The sequence below is a fragment of the Streptomyces sp. NRRL S-455 genome, assembly GCF_000717875.1.
In the GTDB taxonomy this organism is placed as follows: domain Bacteria; phylum Actinomycetota; class Actinomycetes; order Streptomycetales; family Streptomycetaceae; genus Streptomyces.
Genome location: NZ_JOCT01000008.1, coordinates 129150 through 144434, shown reverse-complemented (window position 1 = coordinate 144434; position 15285 = coordinate 129150). Strand labels below are relative to the sequence as shown.

At 72.0% G+C, this 15285-nt stretch carries 11 protein-coding genes; 3 read left to right on the top strand and 8 right to left on the bottom strand.

The window, feature by feature from the left end; translation table 11 throughout:
- Positions 1-13 precede the first annotated feature (13 nt).
- Together IE97_RS0112970 and IE97_RS0112965 are read right to left on the bottom strand one after the other, a co-directional pair.
- Positions 14-1780, bottom strand: coding sequence for a TIGR03767 family metallophosphoesterase (locus IE97_RS0112970; RefSeq protein ID WP_030237180.1), 1767 nt, complete (start codon positions 1778-1780; stop codon positions 14-16).
- Positions 1781-2011: 231 nt separating this feature from the next.
- Positions 2012-2539, bottom strand: coding sequence for an NUDIX hydrolase (locus IE97_RS0112965; protein ID WP_199809811.1), 528 nt, complete (start codon positions 2537-2539; stop codon positions 2012-2014).
- 220 nt (positions 2540-2759) lie between these two features.
- Between IE97_RS0112965 and IE97_RS0112960 the strand changes: the two genes are divergently transcribed.
- A complete protein-coding gene (locus tag IE97_RS0112960) occupies positions 2760-6050 on the top strand; it encodes a S8 family serine peptidase (protein ID WP_030237172.1) in 3291 nt (1096 codons plus the stop codon).
- 51 nt (positions 6051-6101) lie between these two features.
- Here IE97_RS0112960 and IE97_RS0112955 read toward each other — a convergent pair whose 3' ends face one another.
- Positions 6102-6944: a hypothetical protein gene (locus IE97_RS0112955; RefSeq protein ID WP_234331808.1), complete on the bottom strand. Its 843-nt coding sequence runs from the start codon at positions 6942-6944 to the stop codon at positions 6102-6104.
- A gap of 1 nt (position 6945) precedes the next feature.
- Entirely contained in the window at positions 6946-7572 is a 627-nt protein-coding gene (locus tag IE97_RS0112950) for an RNA polymerase sigma factor (RefSeq protein ID WP_420706081.1), read from the bottom strand.
- 348 nt (positions 7573-7920) lie between these two features.
- Between IE97_RS0112950 and IE97_RS0112945 the strand changes: the two genes are divergently transcribed.
- Positions 7921-8937, top strand: a complete 1017-nt coding sequence (locus tag IE97_RS0112945) for an aspartate-semialdehyde dehydrogenase (RefSeq protein WP_030237158.1) — start codon at positions 7921-7923, stop codon at positions 8935-8937.
- Between the two features lie 3 nt (positions 8938-8940).
- Here IE97_RS0112945 and IE97_RS0112940 read toward each other — a convergent pair whose 3' ends face one another.
- Complete coding sequence (locus IE97_RS0112940; protein WP_030237153.1) at positions 8941-9417, bottom strand: DUF1203 domain-containing protein; 477 nt, start codon at positions 9415-9417, stop codon at positions 8941-8943.
- 167 nt (positions 9418-9584) lie between these two features.
- On the opposite strand from IE97_RS0112940, the gene pepN reads away from it, so the two are divergent.
- A complete protein-coding gene (gene pepN, locus IE97_RS0112935) occupies positions 9585-12161 on the top strand; it encodes an aminopeptidase N (protein ID WP_030237150.1) in 2577 nt (858 codons plus the stop codon).
- 235 nt (positions 12162-12396) lie between these two features.
- On the opposite strand, the gene IE97_RS0112925 is transcribed toward pepN, so the two are convergent.
- From IE97_RS0112925 to IE97_RS0112915, 3 genes are all read right to left on the bottom strand, one after another.
- Positions 12397-12684: a hypothetical protein gene (locus IE97_RS0112925; RefSeq protein WP_030237147.1), complete on the bottom strand. Its 288-nt coding sequence runs from the start codon at positions 12682-12684 to the stop codon at positions 12397-12399.
- A 148-nt stretch (positions 12685-12832) separates the two neighbouring features.
- The gene (malQ, locus tag IE97_RS0112920; RefSeq protein WP_030237144.1) at positions 12833-14953 is read right to left on the bottom strand and encodes a 4-alpha-glucanotransferase; all 2121 of its coding nucleotides are present in this window, start codon (positions 14951-14953) and stop codon (positions 12833-12835) included.
- Positions 14954-15223, bottom strand: a complete 270-nt coding sequence (locus IE97_RS0112915) for a hypothetical protein (protein WP_030237140.1) — start codon at positions 15221-15223, stop codon at positions 14954-14956.
- Positions 15224-15285 lie beyond the last annotated feature (62 nt).

Sequence of the window (15285 nt, the reverse complement as noted above, 5' to 3'; positions counted from 1 at the left end):
CCCTGGCGACGTTTCAGCCCTTCTTCAGCACCAGCTCCGTGTTGCGGTCCTCCGGGTCGCCGCCGAGGTTCGGGTTCGCGCCGGGGGCGTTGAGGGAGAGCTCGCGGTAGAGGGCCGCGAGGCCGGTCTGGGAGAGGTCGGAGAAGTCCGTGTAGGACGGGGCCGAGGACTCCACCAGGGTGGTGAACAAGGAGATCGTGCCGTCCTTGTTGTCGGTCAGCTCGATGACCCGGGCGAGCTGGGGGTAGTCGACGTGGGAGGCCGTGGAGATCTCCCAGAAGGAGCCGCCGCCGGACAGGGAGTGCGGTGTGATGACGTTCTTGTGGATGTGGCCGTTCACCCAGGCGAGCACGTTGCGGTGGCCGCCGAGCAGGGCGAGGACCTCCTGGCCGGTGTGCCGGCGCTCGTCCGGGCGGGCCGGGTCGCGGCGGGTGTTCGTCATCGTCTTGCTGGTGTGATGGCTGAAGATCACCGCGTAGGAGTCCTTGTTCTTCCGCAGTGTCCTGTCGAGCCACTTCAACTGGGCCGTGCCGAGCGAGCCTTCGTAGTGGCCGCCCGCGTCGGTGGTGTCCAGGCTGATGCCGATGACGTCGTCGGAGACGCGGAAGGCGTAGTACTGGGTGCCCGTGTCGAGGTTGGCCGAGGAGTAGCCGTGGCCGACGGGGCCCACGCCGCGGTAGGCCGGGTTCAGGTGGGCCTTGAGGTACTCGGTGGGGGTGAAGGGGGCGCGGCTCTCGTCGGGAGTGACCGAACGGGCGTCACGGGCGTGGGACTTGAGGAAGTCGTGGTAGCTGACCCCCTCGGGATCCCGGGCCTTCTTGATGAGGGACTGGAGCCGCTGCGCCTCGGCCGCGGACACGTTCATCAGCTTCTTGCCGCCGACGGCGAGTTCAGTGAGGTAGGAGTCGCCGTGTGAGGCGTAGCAGCCCATCGGCATGGAGTCGTGGTTGCCGACCGTGGAGTACCAGGGCAGGTTGAGGCCGGGGCTGCGCACCTCGCGGATGGCGGCCTTCAGGAAGCCGTCGAGGTGCGGGAAGCCGACCTGCTTGTCGCTGTCGCGGACGGCGGCGTCGGGCTGCCAGTACTGCTTGAGGCCGCTGTTCTGGACGCCCTCGTACCGGCGCGGGTCGCCGGTGTTGGGTGTGATGCGCCCGCCGCTCATGACCTTCAGGAACCACTCCAGCTCGGACTTGGCGTTGTTGTCCGTGTTGTCGCCGGTGGTCATGGCGAAGTGCAGCGGCGAGCCGGTGACCGGGGCCCCGCGGAGGGCGTTGATCCGCTCCACGAGCCCGATGGCGCCCTGCACGGTCAGCGCCTCGTGCGGCCGCCAGGCGTGGATGTCCGCCGAGCGGAGGTACTCCAGGCGCAGTGGGTGCTGGGCGTCGATGATGTGGAGGTCGGTCAGCTGCACGAACGCGGCGAGCGCGGTACGGCGTGCGGTGCGGCCGGACTTGGGCGCGGCCAGGTCGCTGCGGACGACGCGCTGCCAGCCGGGGCCGTCGCCCAGGCGCCGGTAGCCGGTGCCGGAGCCGGTGCGCGGGGCGGAGACGGACGCCAGGGTGGTGCCCTTGGTGTAGGGGGCCAGCGGTGCGGCCGGTGCCTGGCGTGAGGAGGCCGCGACGGCCTCGGTGGTCTCCTTGGCCGTCGTGGCCGCTCGGCTGTCGCTGGGCCGCAGGGCGTAGCCGACGCCCGCGGAGAGGGCGACCGCTCCGGAGGCGGCGAGGACGGAACGGCGGTGGATGCCCTGGCCGGAGCCGGCGACTGAGCGTGTGCGCGACATGCGCTTCTCTCCCCGAGTGCGAACGCGTCGGCAGTGGTCGCGGGGCGTCCGCCACGCGAACGTCCCGCTCGTACTCGATCGTTGGCACCGGGAATGGCCTGCGCGTAAACGACGCGGCAACGGGCAGCGCCGATCACCGTACGTGGATCTTGGATGACCCTGTGCGTCGTCGGCCGCTCCTGGAACGGCCCGGAGTCGGTCACTCGGTGTTCATCTTCCGGGGTACTGCACCTATTCCGGCGCCTGTTCCTGCGCCTGTTCCACGTCCGCGGTGCCGATGAGCCGTCCGGTCACCGGCCGCTCCCGCCACAGGCGCAGGGCGATGTCGACCATCCGCACCCGGACCAGTCCGGGCACCGCGTCCAGGTCCTGCCAGGCGGCGAGGTCCGTGGAGCCGCCCACCTCGTTGCGTAGTTCGCCGCCGATGACGCGGCCCTCGTAGACGAGCCGGACGCCGTGATGGTCGACGGAGCGTCCGAAACGTTCACGGAAGGTGTGGCGGGAGGAGTCCACGCCGAGCAGTCCGGTGACCTCGATGCGGTAGCCGGTCTCCTCCTCGACTTCCCGGCGGACGGTGTCGTAAGGGTCCTCGCCGTGTTCCATGCCGCCGCCCGGCACGACCCACTCGGGGGTGCCTCCCCCAAGCTCTCGGCTGCGCTCGAGCAGGGGGGACCCCCATGCGGCGGGTGAGCGGGCGAGCAGGATCTGTCCGTCACGGACGCATATGGCGTAGGCCGCCACCCTCAACTTCTGTCGCACTCCGGGACGTTAACCGATTTCGCCGCCTTCTGGACCGATGCCCGCAAAACGCATCGGGGGTTTTCCCCATACATCCATTTCGGTTCGGTCAACCCTCCCCAAAGAACCTCACCTTGCGTAAAGCTGTGCGATCGTCCGGGTTCGCGTACCGGACCGTTGCGACCAGGACCGATCGATCCCGGTTGCTTCCCGCTCGTTCCTTTACCTGCAAGGGATGCCGATGACCAACAGCTCCCAGCGTGATCCGATATCGAGCCGGAGACGTGTGGCGCGCATCGCCGTGGCCGCCGGTCTCGTCGCCGCGCTCTCCGCGGCCGGGCCGGTCCCGCTGGCCTTCGCCGCCGACGAGCCGGGCGCGTCCGCCCCGGCCGACGCCGACGTCAAGTCCGCGCACGACAAGCTCGGTTCGGACGACGCGGACCTGCTCGCCGAGGCCAAGGCCGACGGTGACAAGACCGTCACCATGATGATCGCCACGGCGCCCGGGCAGACCGAGCAGGTCGCCGGGCAGCTCGACGCGGTCAAGGGCGGCCTGGTGGGCCGGGCCGACGACAAGCTGGGCTACGTCCGCGCCACCGTCCCGACCGCCAAGGCGGACTCGGCCATCGCCGCGGCGACCAAGCTCTCCTCCGTGCACGGCATCGACCTGCGCGAGGAGATCCCGCTGGACGACCCGACGCCGAGCGCGGACACCGCCAAGGGTGCCGAGGCGACGGGCACCTACCCGGCGCCGGGCAAGAAGACCCCGGCCGAGAACCCGTACAACCCGTCCTTCGAGACGGGCGCGGTCGACTTCGTGGAGGACCACCCGAAGGCCGACGGCCGCGGCATCACCATCGGCATCCTGGACTCCGGCGTGGACCTCGGCCACCCGGCGCTGCAGAAGACCACCACCGGCGAGCGGAAGATCGTCGACTGGGTGACGGCGACGGACCCGGTCGTCGACGGCGACAACACCTGGCGCCGGATGGACACCTCCGTCGCGGGTCCCACCTTCACGCACGACGGCTCGGCCTGGACGGCACCGGCCGGTTCCTACCGGATCAGCACCTTCAAGGAGTCGTACACCACCGGCGGTGACGCGGCGGGCGACGCCAACCGCGACGGCGACACCACCGACGACTGGGGCGTGCTGTACGACCCGGCGACGGGCACGGTCCGCGTCGACCTCAACGACAACCGCGACTTCGGCGACGACACCCCGATGAAGCCGTACAAGGACGGCTTCCAGATCGGGTACTTCGGCACCGACGACCCGAAGACGGACGTCGCCGAGCGGCAGCCGTTCGTGGTCGAGATCCGCAAGGACGTCGTCCTCAACGCGGCCGGCGCCAAGGCCGACTTCGTCAACATCGGCGTCATCGAGTCAGAGCACGGCACGCACGTCGCCGGCATCACCGCCGCCAACGGCCTGTTCGGCGGGAAGATGGACGGTGCCGCGCCCGGCGCCAAGCTGGTCTCCTCGCGCGCCTGCACCTGGTCCGGCGGCTGCACCAACGTGGCGCTGACCGAGGGCATGATCGACCTCGTCACCAAGCGCGGCGTCGACATCGTCAACATGTCGATCGGCGGCCTGCCGGCGCTGAACGACGGCAACAACGCGCGCGCCGAGCTGTACACGCGCCTCATCGACGAGTACGGCGTCCAGCTGGTGATCTCCGCGGGCAACTCCGGCCCCGGCGCCAACACCATCGGCGACCCGGCCCTGGCCGACAAGGTCATCTCGGTCGGCGCGTCCGTCTCCAAGGAGACCTGGGCCGCCAACTACGGCTCGGTCGTGGAGAAGAAGTACGCGATGATGCCGTTCTCCTCGCGCGGCCCGCGTGAGGACGGCGGCTTCACCCCGACCCTGGTCGCCCCGGGTGCCGCGATCAACACCATCCAGACGTGGCTGCCGGGCGCCCCGGTCGCCGAGGCGGGCTACTCCCTCCCTGCGGGCTACGGCATGCTGCAGGGCACCTCGATGGCCTCCCCGCAGGCCGCCGGCGCCGCCGCGCTGCTGCTGTCGGCCGCGAAGCAGAAGCGGATCGACCTCACCCCGGCGACCCTGCGCACGGCCCTCACCTCGACCGCCGACCACATCAAGGGTGTGCAGGCGTACGAAGAGGGCGCGGGCCTGATGAACATCGAGGACGCCTGGGACGCCATCCGCGACGGCGCCACCTCGCACGCGTACACGGTCAAGGCCCCGGTCGACACCGCGATCGACCAGTTCCTGAAGACCCCGGGCTTCGGCACGGGCCTCTACGACCGTGAGGGCGGCCTGAAGGCCGGTCAGAAGAAGACCTACGAGGTCACCATCACGCGTACGTCCGGCGCCGACAAGGCGATCCGGCACGAGCTGCACTTCGAGAACAACGCGGGCGGCACGTTCCGCATCGTCGGCTCCGACGAGGTGAAGCTGCCGCTGAACAAGCCGGTCACCGTCAAGGTCCAGGCCGCGCCGAAGTCCGCGGGCCTCAAGAGCGCGATCCTGGAGGTCGACGACCCGCGGACCGAGGGCATCGACAAGCAGGTCCTGCACACCGTGGTCGTCGCGCAGCCGCTGAAGTACAGCTTCTCGGCGGCGGGTTCGGTGCAGCGCAACAGCTCGCAGCACTACTTCGTCACGGTCCCCGAGGGCGCCAGGACCCTCGAGGTCGCGATGAGCGGGCTGAAGGACAAGAGCCAGACCCGGTTCATCTCCATCCACCCGTACGGCACCCCCGCCGACCCGACGTCGACGATCAACTGCTACCCGAACTACCCGAACCCGGCGAACACCTGCCGCCCGGACGTACGGTCCTACGCCGACCCGCAGCCCGGCGTGTGGGAGATCGAGGTCGAGTCGCGCCGTACGTCGCCGCTGCTGGACAACCCGTACAAGCTGGACGTCGCCGTCCTCGGCGCGGCCTTCGAGCCGGAGACCGTGACCGTGCCCGAGGCGAAGGTCGGCACCCCGGCCACCGCCTCCTGGAAGGTGACGAACCGCCTCGCGGCGATCGACGGCAAGCTGGCCGGCGGCCCGCTGGGCTCGGCCAAGACGGCCCGCCCGTCGATCAAGCAGGGTGAGGCGCAGACCACGACGGTCGAGGTCCCCGCGGGTGCGAAGTCCCTGGACGTCGCCATCGGCAACGTCTCGGACGCCGCCGCCGACCTGGACCTGGCGGTCTACGACGCGGCCGGCAAGCAGGTCGGCAGCTCCGCCGACGGCGACTCGGAGGAGTCGGTCTCCGTGCCCTCCCCGGCCGCCGGCACCTACACGATCGAGGTCGTCGGCTACGGCGTGCCGTCCGGCACCACCGCCTACGACTACCGGGACGTGTTCTTCTCCGCCTCGCTCGGCAGCGTGAGCGTCGACGGTTCCGCGGTGAAGCTCGGCACGGGCGACTCGGCGACGGTCTCGGGCAGCGTCACCGCCGCGGCGGCCGCTCCCGAGGGCCGCGAGTTCTTCGGCCAGGTCCAGCTGGTCAACGCGCGCGGCACCGTCGCGGGCCTGGGCAGCGTCAAGATCGAGAAGGTCGTGCCGTAACCGGCGACCACATGAGGTGAGGGCGGGCGTCCGTACGGGCGCCCGCCCTTCTTACTGGGCTCCCGGGCAGGCGACCGCGCGGGACTGCGGCAGGGCGGCGGTGATCCACGCCCGGTCGCGGGCGATCTCCTTCTCCCCCGTCGTCCACAGATCCGGCTCGGCCTGCCCGCGTGTGATGCCGACGAGGACGTGGTCGCCGGGGCGCGGTCGGGGGCCGGTGTCCTCGGCGAGGACGAAGACGACCTGGTCCTGCCCCTCGGCGGGCTTGTAGGAGCGGTTCACGTCGAGGGTGACGCGGTCCTGCCCGGTGCCGGGGGCCGGCTCGACCTCGGCGACGGTGCCCTCGACGACCAGCCGCGCGCAGGCGAGGTAGCCGGCGTGGCCGAGCTTGCCGCTCTCGGCGCCTCGCTGCGGCTTGGCCGCGCTGTCGGCGGCGGAGCTGCCCGCGTTGTCGCCTCCCGCCCCCGTACCGCTCTGCACGACGAGCCAGCCCATTCCCACGACGGCTGCGGCCGCCGCGGCGGCGGCCAGGCCGCGCAGGGCCATGGAGAGGCGAAGGGGACGGGGGCGACCGCGTCGCTCGGACAGTGAGGTCACGGCCGTGCCGGTAGCGGCGTCCGGCCGCACGGACGGCTCGGCGTCGCGCGCCAGCCGGTCACCGATCAGCCCCAGCTGTTCCCGCAGCAGCGCCACATCGGCCTCCGCCGCACTGTGGGCCGTCATGAAGCCGGCGTCCTGCCGGGCGCCCTCCGGCAGCGGGCCGCCGACGAGTACGGCCATCAGCGGGTCCATGCCGTCGTACTCACCGTCGTACTCGCCGTCGTATTCGCCGTCGTGCACCCCGTGGTACACGCCACCGGCGTCACAACGGTCGCCATCGTTCCGGGCGGTCACGTCACACCACCTCGTCCTCGTGCAGGCGGGCGCGCAGGGCCCGTACCGCCGTGTGCAGCCGGCTCTTGACCGTGCCCTCCGGGACGCCGAGCTGCTCGGCGATGGAGCGGACCGGCAGGTCGGCGTAGAAACGCAGGACGACGACCTGGCGCTGGGCGTCGGGCAGCTCGTCCAGACCCTGGGCGACGGCGACGGAGAGCACACTGGTGTCCTCGCCGGAGGGATGCGCCGACTGCCGCAGGGCGGCCAGCCGCTCCCCGAGGCGCTCCTGGCGGCGCTTGGCCCGGTGCCAGTCCATGGCGAGGTTGGAGGCCACGACCGCCGCCCACGCCGAGACGTCCCGGGGCGTCTCCCGCCCGCTCGCGGCCCGCTCCAGCAGCCGCAGTCGGACCTGCTGTACCCCGTCCGGCAGGTCCGACTGCGGCACACCGCCCAGCGCGAGCACCGCCCGCACCCGGCGCTCCTGCGCCGCGTCCAGCGGGTCGGCCCCGGCCGGCGCACGAGCCGCGTCGCGATCCACCGCGGCCGACGCATCAGCCGCGCCCCGCGGATCAGCCACGCCCGGCGGACCGTCGCCGGCACCGGCCCGCGGCGCCTCCCGCCCGCGCCGGGCCCTTCCGCGCAGCAGCACAAGCCACCCCCTCACCGTGTTTCTCCTACGACGCCGGCACCGCCCGGAACGTTCGGCGTTTTTCCGGCCGGTCTCCGGCGGAGCGACAGAGGTATACGTCACACTCCCGTGTGGCCGAGAGCAACAAGGGCAGGCGACCTTGCGGCCCATGCCCCCCGGGGAGCGAATTTCTCCAGCTCAGCGGGGGCGGACACCGGACGTCCGCAACCATGCGTCGAGACACGCCGTCCCACTCCCCGGGCAGACCGGGGAAAGAAGTGGACAGACCGGCTGTGGTCGGCCGCATGATGGAAAAGCCTCGGCCAAGCAACGAGCACGTGAAGAGACGCACGAGAGGGAGTCACCGTGAGGGTCGGAATCGTCGGAGCCACCGGACAGGTGGGCACGGTCATGCGCAGGATCCTCACGGAGCGGAACTTCCCGGTCACCGAGCTGCGCCTGTTCGCCTCGGCCCGCTCGGCGGGCACGGAGCTGGACGGCGTGACGGTGGAGGACGCGGCGACCGCCGACTACACCGGCCTGGACATCGTGCTGTTCTCCGCCGGCGGTGCCACGTCCAAGGCGCTGGCCGAGAAGGTCGCCTCGCAGGGCGCCGTGGTGATCGACAACTCCTCCGCGTGGCGCAAGCACCCGGAGGTCCCGCTGGTCGTCTCCGAGGTGAACCCGCACGCGATCAAGAACCGCCCCAAGGGCATCATCGCCAACCCGAACTGCACGACGATGGCCGCCATGCCGGTCCTGCGTCCCCTGCACGAGGAGGCGGGCCTGGAGGCCCTGGTCGTCGCCACCTACCAGGCGGTGTCCGGCTCCGGCCTCGCGGGCGTGGCCGAGCTGCACGGCCAGGCGCAGAAGGTCGTCGCCGACGCCGACAAGCTCACCCATGACGGCGAGGCCGTCGACTTCCCGGAGCCGGGCGTCTACAAGCGCCCCATCGCCTTCAACGTGCTGCCGCTCGCGGGCAGCATCGTCGACGACGGCCTGAACGAGACCGACGAGGAGCAGAAGCTCCGCAACGAGTCCCGCAAGATCCTGGAGATCCCCGAGCTGAAGGTCTCCGGTACCTGCGTGCGCGTCCCGGTCTTCTCCGGCCACTCCCTCCAGGTCAACGCCCGCTTCGCCCGCCCGATCTCCCCGGAGCGCGCGACGGAGCTGCTGGCCGACGCGCCGGGCGTCGTCGTCACCGACATCCCCACCCCCCTCCAGGCCGCCGGCAAGGACCCGTCCTACGTCGGCCGCATCCGCCGCGACGAGACGGTGGACAACGGCCTGGCGCTGTTCGTCTCCAACGACAACCTCCGCAAGGGCGCCGCGCTGAACGCGGTCCAGATCGCGGAGCTGGTGGCCGCTGAGCTGAAGGGCTGACCCCTACCCCCTGCGCACCTCGTAGAGGAAACAGCCGTACTCGACGGCCCGGACGTGGACGAGCGCCACGGCCGGGTCGTCGAACGCTTTTGTGAGGGCCGGTTCGAAGGCATCCGGTGTCCCGACCAGTTCGCCGCCCAGGATGCGGCCCTCGGCCGCGTAGCGGCGGAGCGTGCGGTGAGCGTTGGTGAAGGGGAGGGTGTCGCCGACCGGGCCCCCGCATTCCCCCGCGTGGATGAAGACCGGGCCCACCTCGTCGTAGGCGCCCGGTGCCGCGTCCGTCTCCGAGGCCCAGCGGCGCAGGGGCGCGTAGGAGACCAGGGCGACGCGTTCGCCCGGCTCGCTGCGGCGCAGGCAGCAGCGGAGGAGAGCACCGCCCTCGGTGTCGGTGAACGGGGCCATCGGGCGGCCGGCGTCGTCGGTCGTGCGCAGTTCCTCGAGGGCGCGCGGAGCGATGGGGTGGGTGGTGTAGGTCGTCATGTCCGTCAGGGTCACTCGCGCCGGCGCGCGTCACCGGCGGATTCCGGACGTCGCGGTCCCGCGCGGCACCGCCCGAGGGGTATCCCTAGGACGCTGCCAGGTCGTCGCCTGATGCCAGGCCGCCGTGGAAAGATGACGCAACCCACCCATACCGAGGAGATGACCGCGTGCCTGGCACAAACCTGACCCGCGAAGAGGCGCAGCAGCGGGCGAAGCTGCTCGCCGTTGACTCGTACGAGATCGAACTCGACCTCTCCGGCGCGCAGGAGGGCGGCACCTACCGGTCCGTGACCACGGTGCGCTTCGACGTGACGGCGGAGAACGGTGCGGAGACGTTCATCGACCTGGTGGCGCCGACCGTGCACGAGGTGACGCTGAACGGCGACTCGCTCGACCCCGCCGAGGTCTTCGCGGACTCCCGCATCGCCCTGCCCGGTCTGCTGGGGGGCCGCAACATCCTGCGGGTCGTCGCCGACTGCGCGTACACCAACACCGGTGAGGGCCTGCACCGTTTCGTCGACCCGGTCGACGAACAGGCCTACCTGTACACCCAGTTCGAGGTGCCGGACGCGCGCCGGGTGTTCGCGAGCTTCGAGCAGCCGGACCTGAAGGCGACCTTCCAGTTCACCGTGAGGGCGCCGGAGGGCTGGACCGTCGTCTCCAACTCGCCCACGCCGGAGCCCCAGGACAACGTCTGGGTCTTCGAGCCGACGCCGCGCATCTCGTCGTACATCACGGCGCTGATCGTCGGCCCGTACCACTCGGTGCACAGCGTGTACGAGAAGGACGGGCAGAGCGTGCCGCTGGGCATCTACTGCCGCCCCTCGCTCGCCGAGTACCTCGACTCGGACGCCATCTTCGAGGTGACCCGGCAGGGCTTCGACTGGTTCCAGCAGAAGTTCGACTACACGTACCCGTTCGCGAAGTACGACCAGCTGTTCGTGCCCGAGTTCAACGCGGGCGCGATGGAGAACGCGGGCGCGGTGACCATCCGCGACCAGTACGTGTTCCGGTCGAAGGTGACGGACGCGGCGTACGAGATGCGCGCGGAGACCATCCTGCACGAGCTGGCCCACATGTGGTTCGGCGACCTCGTGACCATGGAGTGGTGGAACGACCTGTGGCTGAACGAGTCGTTCGCCACGTACACCTCCATCGCCTGCCAGGCGCACGCGCCGGGGAGCCGGTGGCCGCACGCGTGGACCACGTTCGCCAACTCCATGAAGACGTGGGCGTACCGGCAGGACCAGCTGCCGTCCACCCACCCGATCATGGCGGAGATCCGGGACCTGGACGACGTCCTGGTCAACTTCGACGGCATCACCTACGCCAAGGGCGCCAGCGTCCTGAAGCAGCTCGTCGCCTACGTCGGCATGGACGAGTTCTTCCGGGGCGTGCAGGCCTACTTCAAGCGCCACGCCTACGGCAACACGCGCCTGTCCGACCTGCTGGGCGCACTGGAGGAGACCTCCGGCCGTGACCTGAAGACGTGGTCGGAGAAGTGGCTGCAGACGGCCGGTATCAACGTGCTGCGCCCGGAGATCGAGACGGACGCCGAGGGTGTCGTCACCTCCTTCGCGATCCGCCAGGAGGCCCCGGCCCTGCCCGCCGGCGCCAAGGGTGAGCCGACCCTGCGTCCGCACCGCATCGCCGTGGGCCTGTACGACCTCGACGGCGACAGCGGCAAGCTGGTGCGGAACGAGCGCGTCGAGCTGGACGTGGACGGCGAGCTGACCGCCGTACCGCAGCTCGTGGGCAAGCGCCGCCCGGCCGTGGTGCTGCTCAACGACGACGACCTGTCGTACGCCAAGGTCCGGCTGGACGAGCAGTCCCTGGCCTTCGTGACACAGCACCTCGGCGACTTCGAGTGGTCCCTGCCCCGCGCCCTGTGCTGGGCGTCCGCCTGGGACATGACGCGGGACGCGGAGCTCGCGGCCCGCGACTACCTGTCCCTGGTGCTGTCGGGTATCGGCAAGGAGTCCGACATCGGCGTCGTGCAGTCGTTGCAGCGTCAGGCGAAGCTGGCGATCGACCTGTACGCCGACCCGGCCGCCCGCGAGGCGCTGCTGGCCCGCTGGACCGACGCGACCCTGGCCCACCTGCGGGCGGCGGCGCCGGGCAGCGACCACCAGCTGGCGTGGGCGCGCGCGTTCGCCGCGACGGCCCGGACGCCCGAGCAGCTGGACCTGCTGGACGCGCTGCTGGACGGCTCGCAGACCATCGAGGGCCTGGTCGTCGACACGGAGCTGCGGTGGACGTTCGTGCAGCGGCTCGCGGCGGTCGGCCGGTTCGACGAGGCGGAGATCGCGGGCGAGTACGACCGTGACCGGACGGCCGCCGGTGAGCGCCACGCCGCCACGGCCCGGGCGGCCCGACCGACCCCGGAGGCCAAGGCGGAGGCGTGGGCCTCGGTCGTGGACTCCGACAAGCTGCCGAACGCGGTGCAGGAGGCGGTCATCGCCGGCTTCGTCCAGACCGACCAGCGTGAGCTGCTCGCCCCGTACGCGTACCGCTACTTCGAGGTGGTCAAGGACATCTGGGAGTCCCGCTCCCACGAGATGGCCCAGCAGATCGCCGTCGGCCTCTACCCGACCGTCCAGGTCTCCCAGGAGACCCTGGACATGACGGACTCCTGGCTGACCGCCGCCGAGCCGAACGCGGCCCTGCGGCGGCTGGTCTCGGAGTCCCGGGCCGGCGTGGAGCGCGCCCTGCGCGCCCAGCGGGCGGACGCGGCGGCGGCGTAACCGGCCGCAGGTGATCGTGGGGCGCCCGGTACTGCCGGGCGTCCACACGCTCTCGGGGGGGCCGGCGGTGCAGACAGTGGTCCTGTCCGCCCTCGACGCCGACCAGGCCGGTCTCCCGGCGGGCCTGCTGCGGAAGCTGCCGGCGGGGGCGGACCGGCCCTGACGACACCGAGGGCGCCGCCCCGGTCCCGTTCGTACGGTGACCGCGACGGCGCCCTCGGCGAGGAGCCCTGGGTCAGGCCTTGGCGTCGGCCTTCGCGCCCGCCTTGGTGGTGATGTTGGAGCTGGTCGGGTCCTTCTTCTTGTGCGACTTGTCGCCGATCATCACCAGGCCGTGGATGACCAGGTACAGCACGATCGGGGCCACGACGAAGAGGCCCAGCGTCTCGATGACGCTCAGGCCCGGACCGGGGTCGTCACCGTCGTCGCGGGTGAGCGCGGAGGCGGGCGACGACATGAGCAGCATCATCAGCGTCGTACCGGCTGCCAGGGCGCCGGCGCGCAGGGCGTTCTTCTTGTCCACGGTGTCAAAAGTATCCAACGCCGGTGGGGCACGCGCGGCCGGGGTGCCGTAAGAGGCCCCGGGGCATGTGCGCCGTCGTCCGGGGGCTGCCGCCGCCGGGCCCCGCCGCGGGGCCGTTCAGCCCCCGGCGACCTGAACGGCGGCGCGCTCAAGCACGGGACGGGCCGGGTGCTGCCGGACCGGGCGGCGCCTGGCCCTGCTCGTTCAGCACGGCCATCAGCGCGTGCAGCCGGGGCGAGGCCGCCAGGTCCTCCAGGGTCACCGGGCGGCCCTGCGCGTCAGCGATCGGCAGCCGCCAGTTCGGGTACTGGTCCCACGTGCCCGGGAGGTTCTGCGGGCGGCGGTCACCCACGCCGTCCGGGAGCCAGACGCCGACCAGGCGGGCCGGGGTGCGGAGCAGGAAGCGATGGACGGCCTGGATCTCGGCCTCCTCCGAGGAGGTGTCGCTGCCACCGGCGCCGTGCAGCAGGCCGAGGCCGGTCAGCAGGGCCAGCCACTCCCCCGTGTCGGCGGCGGCCTCGGCGCGCTCCTCCTCCAGCGGGCGGGTGAGCAGACCGAGGCTGTCGCGGAGCTCGACGTGCTCACCGGTGAGGCGGGCGGCCGTGGAGGGCAGGTCGTGGGTGGTGGCGGTGGCCAGGCAGTCGGAGCGCCAGCTCTCGGGGGGCAGGGGGCGGCCGTCGCCCTCCCAGTCGCGTTCGAACCACAGGACGGACGTGCCGAGCACGCCGCGCTCGCGCAGCGCCTCGCGGACGCCGGGCTCGACGGTGCCCAGGTCCTCGCCGATCACCAGCGCCCCGGCCCGGGAGGCCTCCAGGACCAGCACGGCGAGCATGGCCTCGGCGTCGTAGCGGACGTAGGTGCCCTCCGTGGGCGGGTGGCCCTGCGGCACCCACCACAGGCGGAACAGGCCCATGACGTGGTCGATGCGCAGGGCCCCGGCGTAACGGAAGAGGGCCCGGAGCAGTTCGCGGAACGGGGCGTAGCCCGACGCGGCCAGGCGGTCGGGGCGCCAGGGCGGCAGGCCCCAGTCCTGGCCGCGGGCGTTGAAGGCGTCCGGCGGCGCGCCCACCGACATCCCGGCGGCGAAGTACTCCCGCTGTGCCCAGGCGTCGGCGCCACCGGGGTGCACGCCGACCGCGAGGTCGTGCACGACGCCGACGGGCATGCCGGCCTCGCGTCCGGCGCGCTGCGCCGCGGTGAGCTGGGTGTCGGTGAGCCAGGCGAGCCGGGACCAGAAGTCGACCCGGTCCATGAGGCCTCTCCGCGCGCGGGCCGTGTCGGCCGAGCGGGGGTCGCGCAGGCCGGTCGGCCAGCGGTGCCAGTCCGAGCCGTGCACCTCGGCGAGCGCGCACCAGGTGGCGTGGTCCTCCAGGGCCTGGCCCTGTTCGGCGAGGAAGTCGCAGTAGGCGGCGCGCCTGCCGGGGCCGAGCGGCACGTCGCACAGCAGCTCGAGTGCCTCGCGCTTGAGCTCCCACACGGCGTCCCGATCGATCAGCGCGCCCTCCTCCAGCACCGCCGTGCGCAGCCGGCCGGACTTTTCCAGCAGGGCGTCGAGGCGCTCGCGGTCCTTGATGTAGGCGTACTCGGGGACGTCCTCGATCCGCAGGTGCACCGGGTCGGGGAAGCGGCGTGAGGAGGGGCGGTACGGGGAGGGGTCGGTGGGGGCGCCGGGCACGGCCGCGTGCAGCGGGTTGACCTGGACGAAGCCGGCGCCGAGCGCCCGCCCGGCCCAGCCGGCCAGTTCCGTGAGGTCGCCGAGGTCGCCCATGCCCCAGGAGCGGCGGGACAGCAGGGAGTAGAGCTGGACGAGGAGTCCGTGCGAGCGTGCGGCGGGGGTGGGCAGACGGGCCGGGGCGATGACCAGGTAAGCGGTGGCCGTGCGGCCGTCGGGGGCGGTGGCGGTCAGGCGGTGGACGCCCGGCGGGAGCTGCTCCGCCGAGGCGCGGGTCTCGCCCTGCTCGGTGTGGACGCGCAGCCGGGTGCCCTCGGGGAGCGTGGCCAGGGCGGCCGGCGTGCCGGTGCCCCAGCCGACCACCGTGGGCGGCAGGAGCCGGGCACCCAGTTCCCGCTCCCGGGCGGCGAGCGCGGCGCGGACGGCGCCGGGCGTGCTCGCCTCCACCCCGAGAGCGGCGAGGGTGCGGGTGACCGCGGTGGCCGAGGCCGCGACCGTACGGTCCGGGGACGGACTGTAAGAGGTGGCGACGCCGTGCAGGTCGGCGAGGCGGGACAGGTCCTCGGAGGGCGGGTCGGCCGGCCGCGGTGCGGTCATCTAGGCCCTCATGCAGTCCGGGACGAGAGTGGAGGGCTCGCTGGTCAGCGGGGCGGATTCGGCGAGGGGCGGTTCGCTGGTGAGGGGCTCGGCGTCGGGCAGCGGGGGCTCGCTGGTCAGCGGGGGCTCGGCGCAGGCGCTCTCGGCGCTGAAGACGCAGTAGTGCGGGTCGTCGTAGCGGGGGTCGTCATAGTGCGGGTCGAGGTCGGCGGACGTGTCCGCCACGGGTTTGGACGGGGCCGGGAGCGGAAGGAAAGTCATCGCAGCCACGGGGGCCTCCTTGTCTGGTTCGTCGTTCGACGGGTTGTGGCAGCCCTACCCAGTCGACGCGA